The sequence below is a fragment of the Streptomyces sp. NPDC007164 genome, assembly GCF_040634135.1.
In the GTDB taxonomy this organism is placed as follows: Bacteria; Actinomycetota; Actinomycetes; order Streptomycetales; family Streptomycetaceae; genus Streptomyces; species Streptomyces sanglieri.
On the sequence record NZ_JBEYFB010000016.1, the window covers coordinates 36,623 to 62,045 of the forward strand.

19 protein-coding genes are annotated in these 25,423 nt (G+C 73.0%); 10 read left to right on the top strand and 9 right to left on the bottom strand.

Annotated features, from left to right (window positions below; genetic code table 11):
* On the bottom strand, positions 1–185 hold a 185-nt coding region (locus ABZ622_RS20980; RefSeq protein WP_360545219.1), incomplete at its 3' end, for a hypothetical protein.
* On the opposite strand from ABZ622_RS20980, the gene ABZ622_RS20985 reads away from it, so the two are divergent.
* Positions 184–1,386, top strand: coding sequence for an amidohydrolase (locus tag ABZ622_RS20985; protein WP_360545221.1), 1,203 nt, complete (start codon positions 184–186; stop codon positions 1,384–1,386). The two genes, ABZ622_RS20980 and ABZ622_RS20985, sit on opposite strands and share 2 nt — an antisense overlap.
* Positions 1,387–1,417: 31 nt before the next feature.
* Here the strand turns inward: ABZ622_RS20985 and pcaB are convergent, their stop codons facing one another.
* A complete protein-coding gene (gene pcaB / locus ABZ622_RS20990) occupies positions 1,418–2,779 on the bottom strand; it encodes a 3-carboxy-cis,cis-muconate cycloisomerase (RefSeq protein ID WP_360545223.1) in 1,362 nt (453 codons plus the stop codon).
* Between the two features lie 149 nt (positions 2,780–2,928).
* Positions 2,929–3,696 (bottom strand): VOC family protein, encoded by a 768-nt coding sequence (locus ABZ622_RS20995; RefSeq protein WP_360545225.1) that lies wholly within the window; start codon positions 3,694–3,696, stop codon positions 2,929–2,931.
* Between the two features lie 141 nt (positions 3,697–3,837).
* Between ABZ622_RS20995 and ABZ622_RS21000 the strand changes: the two genes are divergently transcribed.
* The 3 genes from ABZ622_RS21000 (at position 3,838) to thrS (ending at position 7,466) form a co-directional block, all read left to right on the top strand.
* Entirely contained in the window at positions 3,838–5,526 is a 1,689-nt protein-coding gene (locus ABZ622_RS21000; protein ID WP_360545227.1) for an FUSC family protein, read from the top strand.
* Positions 5,523–6,029, top strand: coding sequence for a MarR family transcriptional regulator (locus ABZ622_RS21005; RefSeq protein WP_360545229.1), 507 nt, complete (start codon positions 5,523–5,525; stop codon positions 6,027–6,029). The genes ABZ622_RS21000 and ABZ622_RS21005 overlap by 4 nt, the downstream gene beginning before the upstream one ends.
* A gap of 186 nt (positions 6,030–6,215) precedes the next feature.
* On the top strand, positions 6,216–7,466 hold the full coding sequence (thrS, locus tag ABZ622_RS21010) for a threonine--tRNA ligase (RefSeq protein WP_360545231.1): 1,251 nt from the start codon (positions 6,216–6,218) through the stop codon (positions 7,464–7,466).
* Positions 7,467–7,573: 107 nt separating this feature from the next.
* On the opposite strand, the gene ABZ622_RS21015 is transcribed toward thrS, so the two are convergent.
* The gene (locus tag ABZ622_RS21015; protein WP_360545233.1) at positions 7,574–8,329 is read right to left on the bottom strand and encodes an IclR family transcriptional regulator; all 756 of its coding nucleotides are present in this window, start codon (positions 8,327–8,329) and stop codon (positions 7,574–7,576) included.
* A gap of 408 nt (positions 8,330–8,737) precedes the next feature.
* Here ABZ622_RS21015 and ABZ622_RS21020 point away from each other — a divergent pair, with 408 nt between their 5' ends.
* From ABZ622_RS21020 to ABZ622_RS21045, 6 genes are all read left to right on the top strand, one after another.
* Entirely contained in the window at positions 8,738–10,363 is a 1,626-nt protein-coding gene (locus tag ABZ622_RS21020; RefSeq protein ID WP_360545235.1) for an ATP-binding protein, read from the top strand.
* Positions 10,360–10,767, top strand: coding sequence for a roadblock/LC7 domain-containing protein (locus ABZ622_RS21025; RefSeq protein ID WP_093896207.1), 408 nt, complete (start codon positions 10,360–10,362; stop codon positions 10,765–10,767). Before ABZ622_RS21020 ends, ABZ622_RS21025 begins: the two co-directional genes overlap by 4 nt.
* Entirely contained in the window at positions 10,764–11,135 is a 372-nt protein-coding gene (locus ABZ622_RS21030; protein ID WP_360545237.1) for a DUF742 domain-containing protein, read from the top strand. Before ABZ622_RS21025 ends, ABZ622_RS21030 begins: the two co-directional genes overlap by 4 nt.
* A complete protein-coding gene (locus ABZ622_RS21035) occupies positions 11,116–11,730 on the top strand; it encodes an ATP/GTP-binding protein (RefSeq protein ID WP_360545239.1) in 615 nt (204 codons plus the stop codon). Before ABZ622_RS21030 ends, ABZ622_RS21035 begins: the two co-directional genes overlap by 20 nt.
* Positions 11,731–11,796: 66 nt before the next feature.
* Positions 11,797–13,350 carry a cytochrome P450 gene (locus ABZ622_RS21040; RefSeq protein ID WP_360545241.1) on the top strand — a complete coding sequence of 518 codons (1,554 nt, stop codon included), beginning with the start codon at positions 11,797–11,799 and terminating at the stop codon, positions 13,348–13,350.
* Between the two features lie 132 nt (positions 13,351–13,482).
* The gene (locus tag ABZ622_RS21045; protein ID WP_360545243.1) at positions 13,483–14,829 is read left to right on the top strand and encodes a 6-phospho-beta-glucosidase; all 1,347 of its coding nucleotides are present in this window, start codon (positions 13,483–13,485) and stop codon (positions 14,827–14,829) included.
* 9 nt (positions 14,830–14,838) lie between these two features.
* On the opposite strand, the gene ABZ622_RS21050 is transcribed toward ABZ622_RS21045, so the two are convergent.
* The 5 genes from ABZ622_RS21050 to ABZ622_RS21070 are packed head-to-tail and all read right to left on the bottom strand — an operon-like array spanning position 14,839 to position 25,205.
* Positions 14,839–16,887, bottom strand: coding sequence for a hypothetical protein (locus tag ABZ622_RS21050; RefSeq protein WP_360545245.1), 2,049 nt, complete (start codon positions 16,885–16,887; stop codon positions 14,839–14,841).
* Positions 16,884–18,077: a VWA domain-containing protein gene (locus ABZ622_RS21055; RefSeq protein WP_360545247.1), complete on the bottom strand. Its 1,194-nt coding sequence runs from the start codon at positions 18,075–18,077 to the stop codon at positions 16,884–16,886. The genes ABZ622_RS21050 and ABZ622_RS21055 overlap by 4 nt, the downstream gene beginning before the upstream one ends.
* Positions 18,074–20,449, bottom strand: coding sequence for a DUF5682 family protein (locus ABZ622_RS21060; RefSeq protein ID WP_360545249.1), 2,376 nt, complete (start codon positions 20,447–20,449; stop codon positions 18,074–18,076). The genes ABZ622_RS21055 and ABZ622_RS21060 overlap by 4 nt, the downstream gene beginning before the upstream one ends.
* On the bottom strand, positions 20,449–21,582 hold the full coding sequence (locus tag ABZ622_RS21065) for an AAA family ATPase (RefSeq protein WP_360545251.1): 1,134 nt from the start codon (positions 21,580–21,582) through the stop codon (positions 20,449–20,451). The genes ABZ622_RS21060 and ABZ622_RS21065 overlap by 1 nt, the downstream gene beginning before the upstream one ends.
* Positions 21,579–25,205 (bottom strand): DUF4132 domain-containing protein, encoded by a 3,627-nt coding sequence (locus ABZ622_RS21070; RefSeq protein WP_360545253.1) that lies wholly within the window; start codon positions 25,203–25,205, stop codon positions 21,579–21,581. The genes ABZ622_RS21065 and ABZ622_RS21070 overlap by 4 nt, the downstream gene beginning before the upstream one ends.
* Positions 25,206–25,423: the final 218 nt, after the last annotated feature.

The following is a 25,423-nucleotide window of genomic DNA, read 5'->3' on the forward strand; positions in this document are numbered from 1 at the left end:
GGGCTCAGCCCCATGGCGACGCCCATCCCGCGCACGACGTTGCGCACCCCCGATGGAGGGCTCAGCCCCATGGCGACGCCCATCCCGCGCACGACGTTGCGCACCCCCGATGGAGGGCTCAGCCCCATGGCGACGCCCATCCCGCGCACGACGTCGCGCACCACCGAAGGAGACCCCAGCCCCATGGCGACGCCCGCCCCCGCCCGCCCCGATGTCCTGTTCACCGCCGTCCGTTCCGCCGATGGCCGCACCCGTGACCTGCTGGTCCGCGAGGGCCGGATAGCCGCGTACGACCCGGCGGAGCCGCCCGACGGCTGTGTGACCGTGGACGCCGCGGGGGCCCTCGCGCTGCCCTCGCCCGTCGACGCGCACATCCACCCCGACAAGTCGACCTGGGGCGGGCCCTGGCTGAGCCGTGAACCCGCCGACACGCTGCGGGACCTGATCGAGGGCGACGTAAGGGCCAGGACCGCCTTCACGGATCCGGTGGCGGAGCGGGTCGGGGCGCTGATGGACCGGGCCGTCGCCCGTGGCACCCGCGCGATGCGGGCCCATGTGGACGTCGCGCCCGTCCACGGCCTCGCGGGAGTGCACGCGGTACGTGCGGCGGCCGATGCCCGCAAGGACCTCCTCGACGTCCAGGTCGTCGCCTTCCCGCAGCTCGGCCTGTTGAGCGAGCCCGGCACCGCCGAACTCATGGAGCGGGCCCTGTCCGAGGGCGCCGATGTCGTCGGCGGTCTCGACCCGATCGGCATCGACGGCGACATGGACGGCCAGCTGGACTTCGTGTTCGGGCTGGCCGACCGCAGGGGCGCACCGCTCGACATCCATCTGCACGACGGCGGACCGGCGGGCATCCGCCAGATCACCGAGATCGCCCGGCGCTCCGTCGCCGCCGGGATGCAGGGACGGGTCACCGTCGGGCACGCCTTCGCCGTGGCCGAGCTGGAGGGTGCCGAACTCGACGCGCTCGCCGTGCTGTTGGCCGATGCGGGTGTCTGTCTGGTCACCTGTGCGCTGGGCGCGGACCCGGTCCTGGACCCGGCACGGCTCACCCCGCGCGGCGTGCGGCTCGGCGTCGGTTCCGACGGGGTGCGCGATGCCTGGACGCCGTTCGGCGACGGCGACATGATCGCCCGCGCCCATCTGCTCGCGTACCGCACGGACGCCCGCACCGATGCCGAACTCGCCGCCTGCTACGAGGCGGTGGCCCAGGGCGGCGCCGCACTGCTCGGGCTGCCCGCCTCCCGGCTGGAGACCGGCGACCCGGCGGACTTCGTCCTGGTGGCGGCGGATTCGCTGCCCGAGGCCGTCGTGGACCGCCCGATTCCGTCCATGGTGGTACGCGCGGGCCGGGTGATCGCCCGCGCGGGCCGGCTGGTCTGAGGCGTGCGGGCCCCGGCGCGGCGGCGGCCGGTCAGCCGCGGTCGAGTGCGCGATCGGTGAGGGAGCCGGCGCAGCCGGTGTAGTGGGCCGGGTCGGTCAGTTCGCCCAGGTCGAGACCGGCGAGATCGGGCTCCTCGTCGAGCACATCCGCGAGGACGTCGGCCAGGTCCGTGGTCTCCGCGCGGGCCCGGTCGGCGGCGCCGGCCAGAACCTCCTCGGCGCGCTTGCGGCCGATCCGCTCGGCGAACACGGCGGCCAGCCGCTCCGAGACGATCAGGCCGTCGGTGAGCTGGAGGTTCTCCCGCATGGCGTACGGGACGACACGCAGCGAACCGGTGAGTTCGGCGGCGCGGCGCGCGGCCCCGCCGACGAGCCGCAGCAGTTCGCGCAGCGGCTCCCACTCGGCGTGCCACGCCCCGGCCGGCCGCTCGTCCTCGGCGGCGAGCGATCCGTACAGCGTCGCCGCCAGGCCCGGGGCGCGACGGGCGGCCGCCGCGATCAGCGTGGCGCGCACCGGATCTGCCCGGTGCGTCATGGCGGGTGAACAGTCGCCCTGACCCTCGGTGACCTCGCCGATCTCGGTCCGGGAAAGGCTGAGCACATCGGCCGCCAGCTTGCCGAGCGCACCCGCGGTGAAGGCGAGCGCACCCGCCAGGTCCGCGATCGGGGTACGCAGGGTGTGCCACGGCAACAGCGGTTCGGCCAGGCCGAGTTCGCTCGCGAACGCCTGGATCAGGGGCAGTCCGGGATCGATCGCGTCGATGTCCTCGGTGGGTGCGTACGCCTCGAAGGCGGCCAACGTACCGGCCATGCCGCCGAGTTGCGCGGGAAGGGACTCCCGTACGGCCGAGAGCCGGTCCCGCGCGTCGAGGATCAGTGCCCGCCACCCCGCCGCCTTGAGCCCGAAGGTGGTCGGCACCGCGTGCTGGGTGAGGGTCCGGCCGGCCATCGGGGTGTTGCGATGCGCGGTGGCGAGCAGGGCCACCGCCTCCGCGGCCCGTGCCAGATCGTCGAGCAGCGGAGCCAGGGTCCGCGCGGCGACCAGCATGGCGGCGGTGTCCAGGATGTCCTGGCTGGTCGCGCCCCGGTGCACATACGGCCGGACGTCCGGTTCCACCGCGGCGGCGAGGTCCGTCACCAGCGGGACGACCGGATCGCCGCCCGGGCGTGCGCGCAGCGCCAGATCCCGTACGTCGAACCGGCCCGCCGCGGCCGCCGCGGCCGTGACCGCCCGGCCCGCCTCCGCGGGGGCGAGTCCGCAGCCGGACTGGGCGCGGGTGAGCGCGGCCTCGGCGTCGAGCATCGCCTGCAGGAAGGCGCTGTCGCCGGTGGCCGTCTCGGCGGGGGAGCCGGCCCGCCCGGGGGCGAGCAGACCGGCATCGCTCTCGTACATCGGCTGAACTCCAGGTGGACCGTACTCGCCGCCCGCTGCGGGCGGATGTGGACCGGTGGGTGCGAAGCGGCTTCCGCGCACCGGCTGTGCGCGGAAGTCCGGGCGGTGCCGCGAGATCCCGCGGCCGTCCATCGATGGGGTGAGGGCCGTCAGCCCTCCTCGCCCATCCGGTGGATGCCGAACACCGCACCCTGCGGATCCCGTACGACCGCGATCCGCGGTCCGTCCGGGATGTCGGTCGGCGGCATCAGCAGTTCGCCGCCGGCGCCCTGGGCCGTGGCGGCCGTCGCGTCGACATCCGCCACGGCGAAGTACGGCAGCCAGTTCGACGGTGCCTCCGGCGGGAACCGGTCGTCCATGATCAGCATCCCGCCGAAGTCCTCACCGGCCACGCCCCACTGCGTGTACCGGTCCGATGCGGCGTTCACCGTCCATCCGAAGACCGCGGGGTAGAAGGCGAGCGCCGGGTCGGCCTCGCGGGTGACGAGCTCGACCCAGCCGAGCGCACCGGGGTCGTTCAGCCGCTCGGCACCGGCGAAGGCGCGTCCCTGCCACAGCGAGAACACCGCCCCGGACGGGTCGGCGACCACCGCGAACCTGCCCTGGTCGAACACGTCCATCGGGCCGACCAGCAGCGAGCCGCCCGCCGATTTCACCCGCTCGACGGTGCCGTCCGTGTCCTCGGTGGCGAAGGAGACGGTCCAGGCGGTCGGCCCGCCCGGCTGATAGACCGGGCTGAGCGCCGCCACCCGGGCATCACCGAGGTGCGCCATCGTGTAGCCGCCCGCCTCCTCGCGCGGATCGGTCTCCGAGCGCCAGCCGAACAGGGCCGCGTAGAACGACTTGGCGGCCGGGATGTCGGGGGTACTCAGCTCGATCCAGCAGGGTCCGCTGGGCACCGGTTCGGTGAGCTTCATTCGGGTTCCTCCGTGGATGCGTGGGCGCGTACGGGTGCCCGCACCTGCCGGACCCTGCGCAGTTGAACGCTATGACCTCGCGCGAGGCGCGGCCATCGGGAGGGAATGTTTTACGGGTGTAATACCTGCTAAAGTATGTGGGTGAGTGATACAACTACCCGGTCCCGGCAGCCCGCCGTCCGCAGACTCCCGCTGGCCGCCGCACTGCGTCTCGCCCGGCCCTCGGACATGTGGTTCAAACCGGCGCTGAGCGTGGTCGTCGCCACCGCCGTACCGGATCTGGTGCTGCTCGCCGTCGGCCGGCTCGACCTCGTGATGTACACGATGGCCGGTTCGCTCTGCGCGCTGTACGGCCACAACCTGCCGTACGCCCGGCGCGCCCGCGCGGTCGCCGGAGTCGTCGTGTCCATGGTCATCGGCCTGGCGATATCCCTGGTCGCGGCCTCTCTCACCGGGTCGACCACCGTTCTCATCGCCGTGGGAGCGCTGCTCGCCGCGGCGCAGAAGACGCTCTGCGACGCCACCCGCATCGGCCCGCCCGGACCGGTGATCTTCACCTTCGTCACCTCCGCCGCGCTCTTCGCCCCCCAGCACCTCGGCCAGGTGCCCGGCCACCTCGCGCTGACCCTGGCCGCCGGTGCGATCGCCTGGCTGGTCACGGCCGGCCCCGCGCTCCTGCGCCGCGAGGGCCCGGAGCGCCGGGCGACGGCCCGCGCCCTCGACGCCGCCGCCACGTACCTCGCCGACCCCGGCCACCGCACCCGGCACACCGCGGCCGCCACCGTGCACGCGGCCTGGCAGACCCTGCTCGCCGCCGGACGCCCCACACCCGTACGCCGGGACCTCGAACGCCTGGTCGTGCACGCCGAAGCCGCCCTCACCGCGGGAACCCCCGGCGCCGACCCGGCCGCCCCCGGCCCGGAGCGGCTGCGCGACTGGGCCCGGCAGACCCGCGCCCGCGGCCCCGTCCCCACCCCGGGAACGACCGAGGAACTGTTCGGCATCGACGCCGAACGGGCCGCCCGGCGGAGCGGAAGCCGTCGCGAGGCCCGCCGCGCACTGCTGCGCGGCCTCGCCCCGGGATCCCCGCTGCTGCCCATCGGCGCCCGCGCTCTCCTGGGCTGCGCCCTGGCCGGATACGTCTCCCAGGCGGCCGGCGTCGGCCGCCCCTACTGGGCGATCGTCACCGCAGCCTCCCTGTACCAGGCCAATGTGACGCTGTCCTGGAACCGGGCCCTCCAGCGCACCCTCGGCAATCTGCTCGGTGTCCTCGTCTTCGCCGCGATCCTCCCGGTCAGCCGCACCGGACCGCTGGCCCTCATCGGCTTCTGCCTGTTCTTCGGTTTCGTGGCCGAGGCCCTGATCACCCGCAACTACTGGCTCGGCTCCGTCGCCGTCACCCCGATGGCACTGCTGGTGCTGGAATTCGGCGGCACCCACCCGGCCGGTGAACTCATCGGCGACCGGGTCCTGGACACCGTCATCGGCGCCGGGGTGGGCATACTCACCGCCATGCTGGTGACCAACCGCCGCGCCGCCGGACGCCTGGAGAAGGCCCTCGCCGCGACCGACCTGGCCCGCGCCCACGCCGTACACGCACTGGCCGCCCCGCAGCCCACGCCCGCCGCGCTCGACACCGCCCGCCGCAGGCTGACCGGCTCGCTCGTCGAACTGCGCGAGGCGGACGACACGGCCGCGGGCGAATGGTGGCAGCGCGCACTGCCCCAGGAGCGGGTCCTCGCGGCCGAGCAGGCCGGACACCGTACGCTCGCCGCGACAGCAACACGGCGGGGGCCGATCGCCCGCGCCCCGGAGAACGGAGCGGTGTGACCGACGACATCGTCGCCTCGGTGGTACGGCAGTGGCAGGCCGTCAACCCGGAACTGGACACCGGACCGATGGAACTCATCGGCCGGATCAACCGCTGCGCGGCCCTGCTCCAGCAGGCCGAGGACGCCCCGCTGCGCGCCGCCGGGCTGACCCGCGCCGAGTTCGACCTGCTCGGCGCCGTACGCCGCACCGACCGCGAACTCACCCCCGGTGAACTGGCCAGGGAGACCTTCTCGTCCGGCGCCGCCGTCACCAAGCGACTGCGGGTCCTCCAGGAGCGCGGCCTCGTCGACCGCCGCGGCGACGACCGCGACCGCCGGGTCAACCACATCCGCCTCACCGAGGAGGGGCGCGGGCTGGTGGACATGCTGCTGCCCCGGCAGCTCGCGTACGAACGTGCGGTGCTGTCCGGTCTCGACGAGCAGTCGCGCACCCGGCTCAGCGCCCAGCTCAGCGAGCTGCTGGTGCAACTGGAGGGACGCATCGGCGGCGCCCGGCACTGAGAGGTGAGAGGGCGGATCAGGGGCCGGTTGTGACGGCACCGGAAAAATCCCGCGCGGATTCCCTCACGCCGCTGCTAACGTCCACCGCATGAAACGCGCTGCCATGACGACGACGCCGGAGAGTGTCCCGGTGCGCTGACAGCTGTGCAGTGAGAAGCCCCGGGGCGAGTGCCCCGGGGCTTCGCCTTGCGGTCACCCGCCGACGACCGCGAGGAGACCGCCATGCACGACCACCGCAAGCTCGGCCGCGAGCTGGGCCTGTTCGACACCGACCCGCTGATCGGCGCGGGACTGCCCTACTGGCTGCCCGACGGCGCCGCCGTGCGCCACACCCTGGAGGAGTACATCCGCACCGCCGAACGGCGGGCCGGCTACCGGCACGTGTACTCGCCGGTGCTCGGCAAGCGCGAGCTGTACGAGATCTCCGGGCACTGGTCGCACTACAGCGACGACATGTTCCCGCCGATGGACCTGGGCGGGGAACAGGTCGTGCTGCGGCCGAGCCTGTGTCCGCACCACGCCGTCATCTACCGCTCCCGCTCCCACAGCTACCGCGAACTGCCGCTGCGCATGGCCGAGCTGGGCGGCATGTACCGCTCCGAGCTGTCCGGAGTGCTCGGCGGACTGACCCGGGTGCGTTCCATCCAGCTGAACGACGCGCACATCTTCTGCACCCCGGACCAGGTGGCCGAGGAGGCACGGGCCGCCCTGGAGATGATCGGCGCGGCGTACCGGGCGCTGGGCATCAGCGCGGCCCGCTACCGGCTCTCCCTCCCCGGACCGGGCGGGAAGTACGTCGACGATCCAGAGATGTGGCGGAAGTCCACCGCCCTGCTGACCGAGGTCCTCGACAGCTCCGGGGTGGCCTACGAGGCCGCCGAGGGGGAGGCGGCGTTCTACGGCCCCAAGATCGACGTCCAGGTGGCCGACTGCGCCGGGCGGGAGTCCACCCTGTCCACCGTCCAGATCGACTTCCATCAGCCGGACCGGTTCGATCTGCACTACATCGGCGCCGACGGCGCGAAGCACCGGCCGGTCATGATCCACCGCAGCATCCTCGGCAGTGTGGAGCGGGCCGTCGCCCAGCTGATCGAGGTGCACGGCGGGGCCTTCCCCGCCTGGCTCGCCCCCACCCAGCTGGTGATCATCCCGATCACCGACGCCGAGCTCCCCGACGCCGAGGCGCTCGCCCGGCGGTGCGCCGAGCTGGGGCTGCGGGCCGGGATCGCCGGACCGGAACGCGGCACCCTCGGAGCCCGCGTCCGGGAGGCCCGTTCGGTGCCGTGCCAGGCGGTAATCGGAGCGAGGGAGGCCGCCGAGGGGCAGGTGGCCCTGCGCCTGCGCGACGGAAGCCGGCCGGCGTCGCGGCCCGCGGACGAGGCCCTCGCACGGATCGCCGCCCTGGTGGAAGCGCACGCCGTCGAACTCCGGCTGTAGGCGCCGCCGGCAGCGGACCGCCGGAGCCGGGCGCCGGAGCGGGACGGCGCGCTCCGGCGGTCCGCTCCGGCGCACCCGCGCTCGTGGGTGCGCCGGGCCGGAACCGCTCAGTCCGTGTCCAGCAGCGCGGCGGACGAGCGGAGTTCTCCGGCCAGGCGGGCGAGCGCCGCGTCGTCCCCGCGATCGGCGGGTACCGATGCCATCAGGGCGAGCCGGTCGCGCCAGCTCGACCCCGCCAGCGGCACGGCCACGGTGTTCATGCCACGGACCGACTCCCCGCGGCTGAGCGCGTATCCGAGGGAGCGGATCTCCTGGAGCTCGGCGAGCAGCGCGGAGCGCGAGGCGAGGGTGTCCGGTGTGGCCGAGGGCAGCTCCTCGCGCGGGTAGAGGGCGCAGACCTGTTCCGGCGTCATCCCGGAGAGCAGCAGCTTCCCGCCGGACGTGGCATGGGCGGGGTGCGTACTGCCGGGTTCCGGCATCACCCGTACCGGCCGGGGGGACTCGCGGCCGTCGGTGACGATGATCCGGTCACTGCTCAGCGCCGTGCACTGCACCGTCTCGCCGGTGCGCAGCACCGCGTCCTCCAGCACCGCTGCGAGCCGTTCACGGACGGCCGGGCCGAACCCCGCCGGGCGGCCGAGCCGGACCAGCTCCGGACCGGCCGAGTAGCCCCGGCCGGAGAAGTCCCGGATCGCGAAGCCGCGTCCTTCCAGCGTGCTGAGCACCCGGTGCGCGGTGGACCGGCCCACGGAGAGCAGCTCGGCGGCCTCGGAGACGGTGAGCGTGTCGTGGGCGAGGAAGAGCTGCATCAACCGGAGTCCGGTGTCCAGCGATTCGATGGTGTAGCTCCGGTTCGGTCCCATGGTGTGCCGGTTCCCCTTCGCTCGAATGTGCTCCTTTCGATCCGGTTCGATCACCTGTACGCCTGTCCCGTGTTGGGGGACGGAAGCAGGTGACCAACCGGATCGAACTGCCCGAACTTCCTTGATTCGACACTATGTTGTCCCGCTCCCCGGTACGAATCACTCTCCTTCTCGGCGGATCGCCCCGGCTGTCACTCCTTGTGTGCGCGTGACGGCGGTGCGTGTGAAAACTCGTGAGTGTATTACCGCTGGAGCGCTCGCGCAGGGGGTTGGGTGAATGTGCCGAAGCACTGATTCGATCTGACTAAGCTCACGCGCAGTGAAGTCGAGTTGATATGAATTCGAGCGCTTGTTCCCGACTGTCCTGCAAGCGTGCATACCTCCCGAATCAACCGCCAGAGGTCTTAGATGGTTCGTGTTGAATCACCGCCGAGCGACCGAGAATCCTCCGTCGCTCGCGCCGTGTTCCTGCCCGTGCTCCTGATGGGCGGCGCCACCGCCGCCGCGGCGGCACTGGTCTCCACGGCCGCGCGGATACCAGTCGTCTGGTGCGGTGCCGTCGCCACGGTCGTGGTCGCCGCCCTGAGCGTCCAACTCGCCCGCAGGGCGCGCGAACTGCGCACCCAGCGCGTGGTGTACGAACGCCGCTTCGCCGACCTGGAGCGGCGCATCGCCATCCACGACGACGAGACCGTGCGGATCAGCAAGGAGCTGCTGCCGGCCGCCATCCACCGGCTGCGCGTGGGCAATTCCCCCGAAGAGGTGCTCCGCGACGTCGTCGACGCGGACGAGATGTACCGCGACCTGCCCGACGCCCAGCGCACCCTCGTCTACACGGTGCTGCACATCATCGACAACGAAGAGGCGATGCGTGACTCCGCGCAGCGCGCCTTCGTCAACGTCGCCCGGCGCGTCCAGGCGATCGTCCACCGCCAGGCGAGTGAACTGCGCGAGATGGAGGAGCACCACGGGCGCAACCCCGACGTCTTCGACGACCTGCTCCGCATCGACCACGGCACCGCACTGATCGGCCGTCTCGCCGACTCCATCGCGGTGCTCGGCGGTGCCCGGCCCAGCCGCCAGTGGCCCAAGCCCGTACCGCTGTTCAGCGTGTTGCGCGGCGCCATGTCGCGGATCCTGGAATACCCCCGCGTCGACCTGCACTCGATCGCCAAGGTCGCCATCATCGGCACCGCCGTCGAGCCGCTCATCCACGCCTGCGCCGAACTCCTCGACAACGCCACCCGGTACTCGCCCCCGCAGACCCGGGTGCACGTCACCGCCGTCGAGGTACAGACCGGCATCGCCATCGAGATCGAGGACGGCGGCGTCTCGCTCAGCGAGGAGGCCCGCTCGCGGGCCGAGAACATGCTCGCCAGGGCCCAGGCCGGCTCCAACATGAACGACCTCGGCGAGTCCCCGCGACTCGGCATGGCCGTCGTGGGCCGGCTCTCGCGGATGTACGACCTCCAGGTCTCCCTGCGGCAGTCCGCGTACGGCGGTGTCCGCGCCGTGCTCATCGTGCCCCGCGCCATGATCACCACCGGACCCGCTCCCGGCATCGCCCACGGCATCGGCGCCACGTCGAGGCCCACCAGCGACATCGACCAGGAGGCCATGAAGCACGTCGTGCCGGCCCGCCGCAAGCCCCGTACCCCCGTGGCCCAGCGACCTGCCACCGGGCCGGTCGCACCCGCCACCCGGCCGGTCCTGCCCCCCGCCGCCATGGAGGACGACGTCCCCGTGGTGACCGAGTGGACCGCGGGCGGACTTCCGCAACGCCGCAGCCGCGGCCGGGCACCGCTCGGCTCGCACAACCTCCCGGCCCAGCCCGCCGACCCCACCGCAGGCCGGCACAACGGCCACGTCAACGGCCACACCAATGGACACGGCCCCGGCGGTGACGGCGGCGGCAAGGAGCAGCCTCCCGGGCTCTGGCTGGAGGCCTTCACCAACGCGGTCAACGGTGTGCCGCAGGACCCGAAGACCGACGAAGACTCTGACGACGCGTGGGACAAGGGAGACCTGAAGTGATCCAGCAGCGGGGAAACATGGACTGGATGCTCAAGGAACTGGCCGACGACGTACCGGACATCCACCAGATCGTGGTGCTCTCCGCCGACGGTCTGCGCATCGCCCGGCACGGCGGCGACCCCGATGTCGCCGACCGGCTCGCGGCGGCCTGTGCCGGACTGCAGAGCCTGGCCGCCGCCGTCGCCTCCGAAATCCCCTACAGCGACGGGCTCATGCGGCTCGTCGTCATCGAGGTCACCGGCGGCTTCTTCTACCTGATGGCCGCCGGAACGGGCGCGTACCTCGCGGTGCTCGCCGGTGAGACGGTCGACGCGGGGCTCGTCGGATCGCGGATGCGTGACATGGTCGTCAGGATCGGTGCCCACCTGACGAGCCCGCCGCGCCACGACGGGCAGGCCGGATGAACTCTCCCCGACGAGAACGCCGAAAAGCCGATCCGGCTCTGAGCGATCCGGAACGGCTGTACGTGATCACCGGCGATCCCGACGGCAGCGAGCGGGCGCAGCTCGACCTGGTCACGATGATCGTCGCGCAGGCACAGCCGACGCCGATGGTCCAGCCCGAGCAGGCCGTGATCCTGCGGCTCTGCCAGGCACCGTTATCCGTCGCCGAGATCTCGGCATACCTCGGTCTGCCCTTCAGCGTGGTGACCTCGCTCCTCACCGAACTCCTCGCTGCCCGGCTCATCGAATCGCGCGCACCCATCGTCCGCGCCACTCTCCCGGACAGGTCCCTTCTCGAAGCGGTGATGCATGGACTTCAGAAGCTCTGACACGATCACCGGCCCCCGGCGCGAGGACGTCCTTCCCACCACGGCGACAGCCGCGGTGAAGGTCGTGATCGTCGGCGGGTTCGGGGTCGGCAAGACGACCATGGTCGGTTCCGTCAGCGAGATCCGGCCGCTGACCACCGAAGAGACCATGACCCAGGCCGGCGTCGGCGTGGACGACAACTTCGGGGTGGAGAGCAAGACCGCCACCACCGTCGCCATGGACTTCGGCCGGATCTCCATCAGTGAGGAGCTGATCCTCTATCTCTTCGGCACCCCGGGCCAGGAACGGTTCTGGTTCCTGTGGAACGGCCTGTTCGAAGGCGCCCTCGGCGCGGTGGTCCTCGTCGACACCCGGCGCCTCGAAGTCAGCTTCGACGTCATCGGGAGACTGGAGGAGCGCGGCGTGCCGTTCGTCGTCGCCGTCAACACCTTCCCCGGCGCCCCGAAGCACCCCGTCGACGCGCTGCGGAACGCCCTGGACCTCCCCGACGAGGTCCCGATGGTCGACTGCGACGCCCGACTGCGCGGCTCCAGCCGCGACGTGCTGATGACCCTGATGCGCTATCTGCACAGTCTGGCCCTCCCACTCGCCTGACCGCAGTACCAACCCCCCTCGCGCATCCCCATCCGTCCGGTACTTGGCCTGATCCCTGGAGCGATCGTGACAACCCCATTCCACTACGAGCCCGGAGCGGCCCCCGGGCCGGTTCCGCCCCCCGAATGCCCGGCCCACGGCCTCGGCGTCGGCCCCGGCGGACTGCGCCGGTTCTACGGCCCGGAGGCCGAACGGGACCCCCACGGGCTCTACGACAAGCTGCGAGCCGAACACGGCACCGTGGCCCCCGTGTTGCTGCACGGGGACGTACCCGCCTGGCTGGTCCTCGGACACAGCGAGAACCTGCACATGACCCGTACCCCCTCGCAGTTCTCCCGCGACTCCCGGCGGTGGCGGGCCCTGCAGGACGGCAGCGTCGCCCCGGACCACCCGCTGGCCCCGATCTTCACCTGGCAGCCGATCTGCGCGTTCGCCGACGGGGCCACCCATGAACGGCTGCGCGGCGCGGTCACCGACAGCATGGGCCGGATCGACACCCGCGGCGTCCGCCGCCACGTCAACCGCTACAGCAACCGGCTCGTCAACGACTTCTGCCAGCAGGGCCGGGTCGACCTGGTCAGCCAGTTCGCCGAGCGGCTGCCGATGATGGTGATGTGCGCGATCCTCGGCATGCCCGAGGAGTACAACGACCGGATGGTCCAGGCCGCCCGCGACATGACCCGCGGCACGGCGACCGCCGTCGCGAGCAACGCCTATGTGCTCGACGCGCTGACCCGGCTCGTCCAGCGCCGTCGGCGCGAACCCGCGGAGGACTTCGCCACCTGGCTCGTCGAACACCCGGCAGGGCTGAACGACCAGGAGGTCAGCGAGCACCTCCGGCTGACCCTCATCGCCTCCTACGAGGCGACCGCCAACCTGATCGCCAACGTCCTGCGGATGGTGCTCACCGACCCGCGATTCCGGGCCAGGCTCAGCGGCGGTCACATGACGGTCCCCGAAGCGGTCGAGCAGACGCTGTGGGACGAGCCGCCGTTCACCGCGGTCTTCGGCCGCTGGGCGGTCGGCGACACCGAACTCGGCGGCAAGCAGATCAAGGCCGGCGACGCGTTGATCGTCGGCATCGCGCCGGGCAACACCGACCCGGTGGTCCGGCCCGATCTGGGCTCCGACATGGCGGGCAACCGAGCCCACCTCGCGTTCAGCGGCGGCCCCCACGAATGCCCCGGGCAGGACATCGGGCGGGCCATCGCGGACGTCGGCGTCGACGCCCTGCTGATGCGACTGCCCGATCTCGAACTCGCCGTCGAGGAGACCGAGCTGAGCTGGGTCGGGAACATCATGGGCCGGCACCTGGTGGAGCTGCCGGCCGACTTCGCCTCCCGCCCGCCGCAGGACGACAAGGAACCGCCTTCCATGGGCAGGCCCAATACGCCGCGCCAGGACTGGGAGGTGCAGTCGACCGTCCGGCACACCGCGCCCACACCCGGCCGGGCCACGGCCACCGCCCCGATCAGTACGACGTCCACGGCCACCGCCGTCGACGAATCCGGGAGTGCCGCCTTTGCCCCGTCCGCCGTCGGCGGGATCCCCCAGCAGCGCGGCGAATCCGCACCGGTGCGGCTGTGGCGCGCCGTCTCCCGGTGGTGGAGCGGCGACTGACCCGACCTGCCCCACGGGATCGAGTGCGGCACCGGCTTCCGGCCCGGTGGCCGAGGACCTTCGGGTCCCCGGCCACCGGGCCGGGCGCCGCAGGGGCCCCGGACCGGGCCCGCCCCCGTACCATGCGGAAGCGTGAAGCTGACAATTCTGGGCGGCGGCGGATTCCGGGTACCACTCGTGTACGGGGCGCTGCTCGCCGACCACGCCGAAGGCCGCGTAGACGCGGTCATCCTCTACGACACCGACGCCGACCGGCTCACCGCCGTTGCCCGGGTGCTCGGCGAGCAGGCCGCCGGCGTCCCGGACGCGCCCGCCGTCACCGCCACCACCGACCTCGACGAGGCGCTGCGCGGCGCCGACTTCGTCTTCTCGGCGATCCGCGTCGGCGGCCTCGAAGGCCGGGCGGCCGACGAGCGGGTCGCCCTCGACGAGGGCGTACTCGGCCAGGAGACGGTCGGCGCGGGCGGCATCGCGTACGGACTGCGCACCGTGCCCGTCGCCGTGGACCTCGCACAGCGCATCGCGCGGCTCGCCCCCGAGGCCTGGGTCATCAACTTCACCAACCCGGCGGGCCTGGTCACCGAGGCCATGTCCCACTACCTGGGCGACCGGGTCATCGGCATCTGCGACTCCCCGGTGGGCCTCGGCCGCCGCATCGCCCGGGTGCTCGGCGCCGACCCCGACCGGGCCCGGATCGACTACATCGGGCTCAACCATCTGGGCTGGGTCCGCGGACTGTACGTCGACGGCCGCGACGAACTCCCGAGGCTGCTCGCCGACCCGGAACTCCTCGGCTCCTTCGAGGAGGGCAGGCTCTTCGGCACCGACTGGCTGCGGTCGCTGGGCGCCGTCCCCAACGAATACCTGCACTACTACTACTTCAACCGGGAAGCGGTCCGGGCCTACCAGGACGCCGAGCAGACCCGCGGCGCCTTCCTCCGGGAGCAGCAGGAGGGCTTCTACGCCCGGATGAAGGACCCCGCCACACCCGCCCTGTCCGCCTGGGACCGCACCCGCGCCGAGCGCGAGGCCACCTACATGTCGGAGAACCGGGAGGTCGCCGGGGTCGGCGAGCGGGACGAGAGCGATCTGGAGTCCGGCGGCTACGAGCAGGTCGCGCTCGCCCTGATGCGGGCCGTCGCCCGCAACGAACGGACCTCGCTCATCCTCAACGTCCGCAACCGCACCACGCTTCCGGTGCTCGACGCGGACGCCGTCATCGAGGTGCCGTGCCTGGTCGACGCCAACGGTGCCCATCCCGTCGCCGTCGATCCGCTCCCGTACCACGCCGTCGGGCTGGTCACCGCGGTCAAGGCGGTGGAGCGCGCGGTGCTGGACGCGGCGGCGAGCGGTTCCCGCGCCACCGCCGTGAAGGCCTTCGCACTGCATCCGCTGGTCGACTCGGTGACCGTGGCCGGACGCCTCGTCGACGGCTACATCAAGGTCCATCCCCAACTCGCCTATCTCAACCGTCCGTAGGCGTAGGTACTACACGGACCCGGACCGGGGTCTCCCGGCCGGCTCGGACTCCGTCCCGCAGGAGCGGAGTTCGCTGCCGACCAGGAGGTGGAGCTGGGCGTCCAGCCATGCCCCGGATCGGGCCGCGAGGGCTTCCCCGGCCGGCCGGGCCCCGTCGTCCAGTGCCTCGGTGAAGGCGCGCAGCAGCGCCGCGGCACGGGTCAGGCCGGTGCGGGACAGCGTGGTCGCCGCTTCGTCGATCCGGGCGCGGGCGGGGACGCCGAGATGGCGCAGCCCGCTGTGCGGCACTGCCGACATCGCGGATATCGCCTCCTCCAGCGCCGCCGTCAGCGGATCGGACTGCCGCCGCGCCACCGCAACCAGGGCCGTGGAGCCGTCACCGGCGGCGAGGTCCGGCACGACCGTCCCCGCCGGGGTGAGCACCCCGAGCGGATCGATCCGCACCCCGCCACCTGACCGGTGCAGCGAACCGCTGATGTGCGTGGCGCCGCCCTCCAGCGCATCGGCCAGGGCATCCAGCGCACCGGGGCACTCCGGCCGGTACTCCGACGCCACCAGCGCCCGGCTCCCCGCCGCATCCCGCACCACGGCTTCCAGACGCTGTTCGGCGGGGTCGTAACCGACGCTCTCCACCTCGGACAGCTCGACGACATGGACCGCCTCCGCCTCGACCCGGGGCCGGATCAGCCGCGGCGGCCTGCTGTTCCAGCCTTCGGCCAGGGCGGTCAGATCCCGTACCAGCAGAGGTTCGGGCAGTTCGGTCCAGGCGGCGCCGACCGGGGTGATGGTCGTCGTGCCGAGCCTGCCCCGGGCCACCGTCAGGGCATGGCTCGGGGTACGCCGGACGCTCTCGCTGACCAGGCTTCCGGCGGCCAGCGAGGCCAGTGTGGTGCCCAGGACACGACGGGTGGCCAGCCGGTGGGCGGTCGGCACCTTGCCCTCGGCGGCCGTCCATGCCTTACGCAGTACGAGGACGGTGCCCGCGCCGGGGTGGGCGAAGTACACCTCGGAGGTCAGGGACTGCCCGGTGCCGTGGACGCGGCAGCCGAGCGAGACCAGCCGGACCCGGCGCAGCGGGGTGTCCCCGGCCTCGCGGGTGCCGAGCACACCGGGATGCGCGGCGGCCCGCCGCCGGGCGTGCACCTCGGTGAGCAGCACGGCGACCGATTCCGGGCGGTACTGGGCGGTGCGGTCGGCGTACGCGGTGAGCTGGTCGGCCAGCTCGGCGATCGCGCCCGCGGGCCAGTGCATCGACCGGGCGGTCAGCGCGGCACCGGCGCGGGCGAGGGCTCCGCCGTGCACCGGGCCGACATGGGCCACGCCCTCCGCCAGCAGTTCGTCCGCCAGCCCGAGGGCCGCGTCGAGTGCGGGCAGCGCCGTGGACGGCGTGGCGGGCCGGCCGCCGACCTGGACGGGTACGGAACGCTCGTCGGTGTCCGTGGCGTCGGCGGCCCGGAACGCCCAGACCGCCAGCGCCACCACCTCACCCCGCAGCGCGGCGGCCGCGTCCGTCAACGCGTGGGCGATCTCGCCGGGGACCGGGAAACGCACCGTGCAGGTGGGGAGTTCGACCCGGGGTTCGGGACGATCGGGGGACGGGCGGTGCACCAGGGCGGCATAGCCCCGGTCGAGGGTGCGCCGCGCCGAGGCGACCGGGCGGGTGCCGACCGCGTCGGTGAGCGCGGCGTCGTCGGTGCTGCCCGGGGACCAGTCGGTGAACGCGGCGGGGACGCCGCCCGGATCGGCCTCGGCGCTGCGCTGATGGGCCAGCACCAGGGCGATGAGATGGCGGCACACGCCCGGTGCGGCGCAGCTGCAGTCGCCCTCGTCCAGGCCGGTGCCGGGCGGCAGCGCCGTGGTGGTGCCGTCGTCGAACCTGGCCCGCACCGTGGTGTCCGGATCGGTCGTGAGCACGGGCACCGTCCCCGCGTCGAGCTCCTTCGTGGCGCGCTTGACCAGGCCCCGGTTGGCGAGCGCCGCGAGTGTTTCCGGGGTGAGGGCGAGCAGATCGGGGCGCACGGCGGCGCCGGTCCCCGCGGCGGTCGTCGGTTCGGTCATCGGCCCAGCCTCTCGGCGACGAACTCGGCGAGCCGGCCCGGCGTCATCGCCCCGATGTGCGCCCCGGCCGCCGCGAGCTTCCCGGCCGTCACCCGGTCGTAGTCCGGGTCGGCGTCCTCGTCGAGCGCGGCCAGCCCCAGCACGGTCGAGCCCTGCTCGACCAGCCCCCGCACCGTCCGCACCAGCCGGTACGGGTCGCCGCCCTCGTAGAAGTCGGTGATCAGCGCGACGACGGTGCGGCGCGGGTTCTCCACCAGGCCCGCGCCGTACTCCACGGCCCGTGCGATGTCGGTGCCGCCGCCCAGCTGGACCCGCATCAGCAGCTCCACCGGATCGGTCACGTCCGAGGTCAGGTCCACCACCTGGGTGTCGAAGACGACCAGGTGCGTCTTGAGGCCGGGCAGGCCCCACAGGCACGCGGCGGTCACCGCGGAGTGGATGACCGATCCGGCCATCGAGCCCGACTGGTCGACCAGCAGGATCAGTTGCCACTGCGTCACATGGCGCCGGGTGCGGGAGTGGAAGTGGGCGCGCTCGATGAGCAGGCGCCGTTCGGCCGGCTGGTAGTGGGCGAGGTTGGCCTTCACGGTCTGCCGGAAGTCGAAGTCCCTCGCCAGCGGCACCCGGCTGGGCCTGCGGGAGCGGGTGCCGTGGAACGCCCGGCGGACCTCCGGCTGGAGCCTGGCCATGAGCTGTCTCACCACCGACTCGACGATGCGCCGGGCCAGCCGCAACACCTGCGGGTTCATCAGATGCTTGGTGCGCAGCACGGCACGCAGCAGCGTCTGGCTGGGCTCGACCCGCTCCAGCACCGCGGGGTCGGTGACGATCTCCTGGATGCCGTACTTCTCGACGGCGTCCCGTTCCAGGCGCTCGACGGTCTCCTTCGGGAACAGCCGGTGGATGTCGTCGAGCCAGTCGACCGCGGTCACCGCGGACGGCCCGTCGCCGCCCGTCCGGGGAACCGAGCCGGAACGGCGCACCCCGCGCCGGTCGAGGTCGGGGTCGCGGCCGTAGAGCCAGTCGAGCGCGGCGTCCCGGCCGGCGTCGGCCGGACCCGGCTGTCCGGTGTGCCGTTCGGCGGCGGCGCCGAGGACCAGCCGCCAGCGCTCCAGCCCCGCGTCGGGAGCCGTGCCGGAACCCTTCTCGGGCCCGGCTGCCCGGCCGGGTACCTGTTCGGGCGTGGTCATGGGGCGGTATCCAGTTCGTAGCGGGCCAGCAGTCGGGACACGGACTCCTCCAGGGCGCGGGCCCGGGCGATCAGCAGGGGGTCCGCGGTGGTCCGCAGCAGGGAACGCGAGGAGCCGCGCACCCCGCGCCGTTCCAGCAGACGGGCGGCGATCCGGTCCCGCTCGCGCGGCGGGAAGAAGGTGAAGGCCTGCCGCAGCGCGGGCAGCCCCAACAGGAACTCCTCGTCGGACAACGCACTGACCAGGCCGTCCAGCACATCGATCAGCGACTCGGCCGCGCCGTCCGTTCCGTCGCCGTCGTCGCCCACCGCGCCGGTCACCTCGTCGCGAGCGAGCGCGAACAGCCCGGCCAGCCAGTCGCCGAGCGCATCGGCACCGGCCCTCGCCACCGTACTTGCCACCCGGGCCGGATCCCCGTACGCGCCCGGGGATCCCGGGACCCGGCCCAGGGACCGGGCCAGCCCGAACGCGGCCCCGCGCACATCGACCGGGGCCTGCGGGTCCTCGGCGATCCGCCGGGCGATCCCGGTCGCCACCTCACGGGTGACGGAGAGCAACTCCGGTGCGTGCAGCACCGCGTCGCGCACCGCGACCACGGCCCGCAGCCGGGGGAAGTCCACCCCCGACGAGCCACGCGCACCCTCCAGGAGCCACAGCAACCGCTCCGTCGCCCCGTCGATCACGGTGGCGAGCAGCGGACCGCGCGCCATGCCGAACACCCGGTCGTGCCGCCACAGCCCGAGCGCCGTGGCGAGTATCTCCCCGAGCGGGCCGGTGGCCTGCAACTCACCCACACAGGAGGAGAGTTCTTCGAGCAGCTGTTCCGAGAAGCCGCCCATTCCGCACAGCACCGCGTCGAAGAGCGCCCCCGCCGCACCGTCGGCCTCCGCAGTACCGCTCCGGGTGCGCTCGGTGAGGGCGACGGCGGCCGCCTCGGCCAGCGTGGCCCCGTACGCCCCCGCCTCCACCAGCGCGGCCTCGCGTCCCAGGACGGACTGCGCCTCCCAGCGCTCGGTGAACACCGGGTCGACACCGTGCGTGGGACCGGCGGTCCGCACCTGGCCGGGGACACCCAGCACCCGCAGCCGGTGGAGCACCCGGCTGCGCTCCAGGCCGGTGGCGTCCGTGAGATCGAGGCGGTACGTCGCCTCCGGGCCGCCGTCCAGTCCCAGCCCGGCGAGCTGCGCCGCCACGTCATGCACCAGGGGCGGCGCCGGAGTCTCCGGATGGAGCCGCCCCGTACGGTCGCCGCCGCAGGCCGCGACCATCTCGACGACCGCGGGATGGGCACCCGCCGTCAGCGTGCCCCGGCCGGTCCACGGCAGCGGCCGGTCCAGGTCGTCCGTGATCAGGGCACCCGCCAGGCCGTCCAGCACATCGATCCTGGCCGGGCTCGGGTGGCCGCGCAGCGCCGTCAGCCCGTCGGCCAGGCTGCGGGCGGCGATCAGATCGGAGGTGGACACCGGGTACTTCCGGGCCCGCAGCCGCTCGACGACCACCCGCAGCAGGCCGTCCGCCGCGGCCTCGGGGCCCGCCTCCCACACCTGCTGGTAGTAGCCGGGCGATGGCATCCCCGACTGGTACCCGGCGAACGCGTCCAGTTTCCGGAAGGAGTACGGCACCAGGAAGCTCCCGGCCATGGCGCCGTCCGGCGGTGCGGGCACCACCGGCCACCCGTCCGCGCCCCGCTCCCAGCCGGCGCCGTCCTCCCTGTCCGCCAGGTCCCCGGTTCCGGACGCGGTGAGCGCGCGGAGCGCCGGCTGGTGGAAGCCACCGGTGACCACCAGGACCGGCCGGTCACCGGCCGCCTCCACGGCAGCCCGCACCCACGCGGCCATGTACGACTCTCGCGCCCGGTCGCCCGTGTCGGCCTCCGCGTCACCGCGCACCAGCGCGAAGTACGCGTCGAGCCGCTCGGCGAGACCACCGTCCGGTTCGACCTCGAACAGGCGGTCCCACAAGGCGTCGGGGGAGTCCACCGCGAACTGCCGGCACAGCCGTTCCGTCGCCTCCGCGTACCGGGCCTCCGCGTCGGCGTAGCGGTTGGTGCGCTCGGCGAACGCCGGATGCCAGGCCGGCAGATCGATGAAGCGGACCTGCGCCCCGGCCGCCCGCCCCGCCCGCAGCGCGACCCACTCCGGCGAGTAGTCGCACAGCGGGGCCCAGGACGTCGCGGCCCGCTGTCCGTCGCGGTAGTGGCTGAACACCGCGATCGGCAGCTCGTGCCCGAGCAGCAGCTCGTCCAGCCGGCCGTTCATCTCGGCCGGACCCTCGATCAGTACCTGCGCGGGCCGGAGCTCCGCGACGGTCCGCTCGACGAGCCGTGCACAGGCGGGGGAGTGGTGACGCACCCCCAGGAACACCGCGGACATCAGTCGGCCAGCAGATGGCGTGCGTCGTGCAGGGCCTTCCACTGCGGTCCGCGACGGCGCGGCACCTGCTGCTCCAGATAGCGGCGCAGCCGGGCCAGGTCCTCCGGGCTGTCCTTCGCCGCGGTACCCGCCAGACATGCCACCACATCGGCGGCGCTGCCCGGCTCGCCGCGCAGGAACCAGCCGCGCACACCCACGGCGTGGGCGACGGACACGGCCTCCGCCGTACTCATCACCGCCGACGGACGGTCCGAACCGGCACCGCCCTTCTCACCGGCCCCGGCACGCAGCTCCCGGAACGTCCCCACCAGGACCTCCAGCACATCCCGGTCCGGCGGCGGCTCCACCCCGGAGCGCCGCAGCAGGGTCGTCACCTCCGCCTCGACCAGGGCCAGTTCGGTGTCCAGGTCCGGGATCGGGAAGACCGTCTCGAAGTTGAACCGCCGCTTGAGCGCCGCGCTCATCTCGTTGACGCCCCGGTCCCGGGTGTTGGCCGTGGCGATCACGTTGAAGCCCTGCCGGGCGAAGACCATGCCGTCCGGCCCGGTCAGCTCGGGGATGGCCACCACCCGCTCGGAGAGCAGCGACAACAGCGAGTCCTGCACCTCCAGCGGACAGCGGGTGATCTCCTCGAACCGGACGAGCCTGCCCTCCGCCATTCCGCGCAGCATCGGGGCCGGCACGAGCGACCGGGGGGAGGGCCCCTCGGCGACCAGCAACGCGTAATTCCAGCCGTACTTGATCTGGTCCTCGGTGGTGGCCGCGCCGCCCTGCACCGTCAGTGTCGAGTCGCCGCTGACCGCGGCCGCGATCAGCTCGGAGAGCAGCGACTTGGCGGTGCCCGGCTCGCCGACCAGCATCAGCCCACGGCTCGTCGCCAGCGTCACCAGGGCCCGGTCCACCAGCGAGGGGTTGCCGACGAACTTCCGGCCGATGCCGGTGTCCGCGTCACCGATGATGAACCGGCGTGCCGCACGCAGGCTCAGCTCCCAGCCCGGCGGACGCGGATCACGGTCGCCGGCGCGCAGTGCCGCCAGCTCCTCGGCGTACCGGACCTCGGCCGGGGGCCGCTGCACCGGCTCCGCCGCCCCGCCGCCCGGCGCCCCGGCACGGGTCTCCTCCCGGGCGGTCATGACGCGACGCCCTCGGTGAGTTCGGCCAGGTCACTCAGGAACTCGGACACGGTCACCGCGTCCAGGCCGGTGAAGCGGTGCTGATACTCGCCACGCCTCCAGTGATCGTCGGGCCGGCTGTCGAGCCAGACCGTCTCCAGAGTCTGGTCGGGGAACATGTCGACCACGCCGACCGCGATGCCCGGGTCCAACGCGATCACGAGATAGCAGTTGTCGCTCAGCTGCTTGGAGATCCAGCGCTCCACCCCGGCGTCCTGCGGCACCCCGCGCTCCCAGCCGCGCCGCTGCAGCCCGAGAACCTTCCCGATCGGAACCTTGAGCCCCTCGAACCGGGTGAGCCGGTACTCGTCGGTCTCCTGCCCGGAGAGCGCGAGCACACTCCGCCCGAGCTGCGGGAACGGCTGCAGGATCTCGTAGTCGGCGAACAGCTCCGACCAGGCGGCCAGTTCGTCACCGAGGTGCAGCGGGTGCGCGAGCCGCACCGTCGCGTCATCGGCCAGGACGAAGACGTCGTCCTCCGCGTCGGCGAACGTACGGTCCTCCGCCACCCGGAACGCGCTGCGCGTGCCGTCCTCCAGGTCGCTCAGCCACACCAGCCGGCGCACCAGGTGCCACAGCAGCGGATGACCGACGAACAGCTCCTGGAACTCCTGGGCCGTCCAGGAACGTCCGGTCACCATCGCGGCCTCCAGGCGCCGCACCTGGTCGGAGGCGATCGTCCGGACATCCTTCTTCAGCGCCATGAACCGTTTGCGCTCCGCCGGAGCGAGCTCCGCGTCGTCGCGGGCACCCGGCTTCGGCAGGTCCTTGCGGCGCTTGCCGTCCCCGTCCAGTACGTACGGCCGCAGCTGCTCGTCGAATCCGACCGTGAACGAACGGGGGCCGTAGTCGATGACCGTCGAGCCGTCGGCGTCCAGCCCGAGGTCGGGGACGAGGCGGTCGGAGAGCTGCTCGCCGGTCAGCCCCAGTCCCGCGGCCACCTCGGCGATCTTCTCACCGGCCCGTACCTTGAGGCCCTTGAACTTCACCCGCTGCGAGATGCCGTGCAGATGCAGCAGCGCCACATCGCTGCCGATGGCGGCCAGCACATCGAGACCCTCGACGGCCCGGTGGTGCGCCGACTCACCGGGCCAGGACCGGATCACCGGGGTGAGCCGGCGGACCGTCTCGTCGTCGCCCAGCAGCCCCAGCGCGTGCAGCGCCCACGACTCCTTCGCGGGCATGTTCGCCATCCGCCACTGCTCGAACAGGGCCCAGGCGAACTCCGCGAGCGAAGCGGACTCGGCCGTCCCGGTCAGCGCGGCGATTCCCGGGTACACCTCACCGGGCTTCGACAGCGCCAGCATCATCAGGGCGTTGCGCACCGCCGCGACCGGCAGCGCGCCGCCGGACCGGACCACGATCTGCGGCAGCACCGAAGGCTCCGCCCACCCCGGCAGCACCGGCATCTTGACGGGCAGCGCACGCTCCAGCGGATCGGCGGCCAGCAACTCGTCCACCGCTGCCGCGGCCTGCGGGCCGTACACCCGGGCGGCCTCGCGCACCACGTCGTCGCCGTGCGTCGTGGCGATCGACGTCAGTGCCTGCTCGGCGGCGTTCCGTGCGGCGCCCGCCTTGCCCACGGCAGCCGGGACCAGGAGCGGGGCGGCCGCCACGCCGTGCCGGGCGAACCAGGCACGGGCGGTCGACGCGGTGGACTTGAGGCGGACCGCCCAGTCCGCCATGTGCCGGGCGACATCCGCATCGACGAACGGGAGGAACAGCGGGGCGAGCGCGCTCGGCTGCCTGGGAACGGCGCGCAACAGCATCGGCAGCGCGGCCAGGCCGAAACGCGCGGTGATCGGCTTGAGCGTGTCCTCGCCGTCCCACAGATCGTCCGGATCCCAGGCGGCGAGCAGCGGGGCGACCACGTCCTCGTCGCCGTGCACGAACACCCACGCCGAGCGCAGATCACCGGGGGGCAGCTCCCGGCGCAGCACGTCGATGTACTCGTGCATGTCGCCGTTGTTGCGATTCCGCGTGTACCAGGAGGAGGTGGCCGCCCAGGCCGCCCGCTCCTCGGGCAGCCACTCCAGCACGGGCTCGGAGACCGCGGTCAGCCCGGTCACGGGCTTGGCCCTGGCCGTGGTGCGGGGCCGGGACCACGGCGGAGCCGTCAGCACGGCAGGCAGGACCTCCAGCGGTGCGTCGGCGACCAGATCCACCGGGTTGAGCAGTGGCTCGATGATCTCGGCGGCCTCGGGGCCGAGATCGCCGAGCGCCAGTGACACCACTTCTCGGTGGGCACCGACATGGCTCCGGAGCAGTTGCAGGGCACGGGACGTCGCTGCCGAGTTGCCGCCCGCCTCGGCGGCGAGCAGCCGCACCGCCCGCACCGGATAGCGGCGCATGGCTTCGAGGAGCGAGGGGAGGACGTGCTTGGAGTCCGCATGCGCCAGCAGGCCGAGGAAGGCGTCGTCGGTCGGCAGCTCCACCAGGGCGCCGGCGGCGAGCTTCACGCTGTCCGAGTAGTAGTGGGTGCCGCCGAGTGTGTCGGCCAGCGCCGGGGCGATGGCCGGGCCGACGCCCTCGGCGACCGTGGCGATGGTCGCGACACCGAGGGTGTAGTCCGGGCGGTAGGGCAACAGCGCCATCTGGTCGGCCGAGTACAGCGAGCTGAAGACCATGGCCCGCAGCGTGCGGTCCTGCTCCGCGTGCACCGCCGGATCCGCGCAGAGCTCGTCGACCCAGTCGGTCTCGCTCGGGACCAGATAGCAGACGATGATCCTGCGCAGGGTGTCGGTGCGGCACTCGGCCAGCGCCTCGACCGCCGCCCGGTAGGTGGCTTCGTCGGCTGCCGCGAGCAGCGCGCGGACCCGGTCGATCGGCGACCGGTGGTGCCAGGCCCAGTATTGGTGGCGGGGGCCCGGGAGCGACCTCAGCCGGGGTGCGCCCCGGGTGAGGCCGCTCTGCTGCCAGTCGGCGTCGACCGAGAACACTTCGGTCGCGGCCCGTGCGGCGAACGGGAGGCCGTAGCGCTCGGACCAGAAGTCCGCCCATCCGGAAGCGTCGGCGATCGCGGTCAGCGCGGCCGCACCGGCCGGACAGGGGTCTCCGCCGAGGTGTGCGCGCAGTGCTTCGGCCGCCGCGGTGTCCGAACGCGGCGAGTCCGCGAACTCCGCGATCCAGGCGGCGTCCTCCGCGAGCTTGGTCTCGATCGCCTCGAACGTCTCGCGCTTCGTCTTGGCCGGCCCGCGGCGCACTCCGCCGCGCCGGGGGTGCAGCACCCGCTTCCAGCTGTCGGGCAGGGTGAAGGTGTCCTCGTCGGGGAGAACGGTCGCGCTGTCGTCGACGACCGCGTCAGGGGTGGTCGCGGCCGCTGTCGGAGCCGTGCCGGTGACGGGCGTGGTGTCCGGGGCGGCGGGTGTCGAAGCGGACGCCCCGACCTCGCGGTACCCCTTCTTCTCCTTCTCCGCGATCGTCTTGACGACCTGGGCGGCGGCGGCCTCGGCCGACGCGTACTCCTTGGCCTGCGTCCGGCCCTCGCTCCCGCACCGCCCGTAGCGCACCGTCACCACGGCGCCCTCGGCCTCGGTCTCCCAGAACTTCGACGCAGTGCCCTCGACATATTCCCAGCGGCGCACAGTTCCGCCCCCTTCCCGCCCGCAGCCCGCTCCGCAGCGGGCTTTTCGATCAGTGGTGCCACAGTAGAACGGAGCACTGACAACGCAGCGTGACCGGGGTGCAGTCTGGGTAAACCCACAGGCCAGGTGCTGGGTGAGAGGCTTGCCCGCAGCGCGCGGCTCCGGACGGTGACGGCCCGCGGGACACCGGTTCGTCGACCGGCCGCACCGGCGCGCTG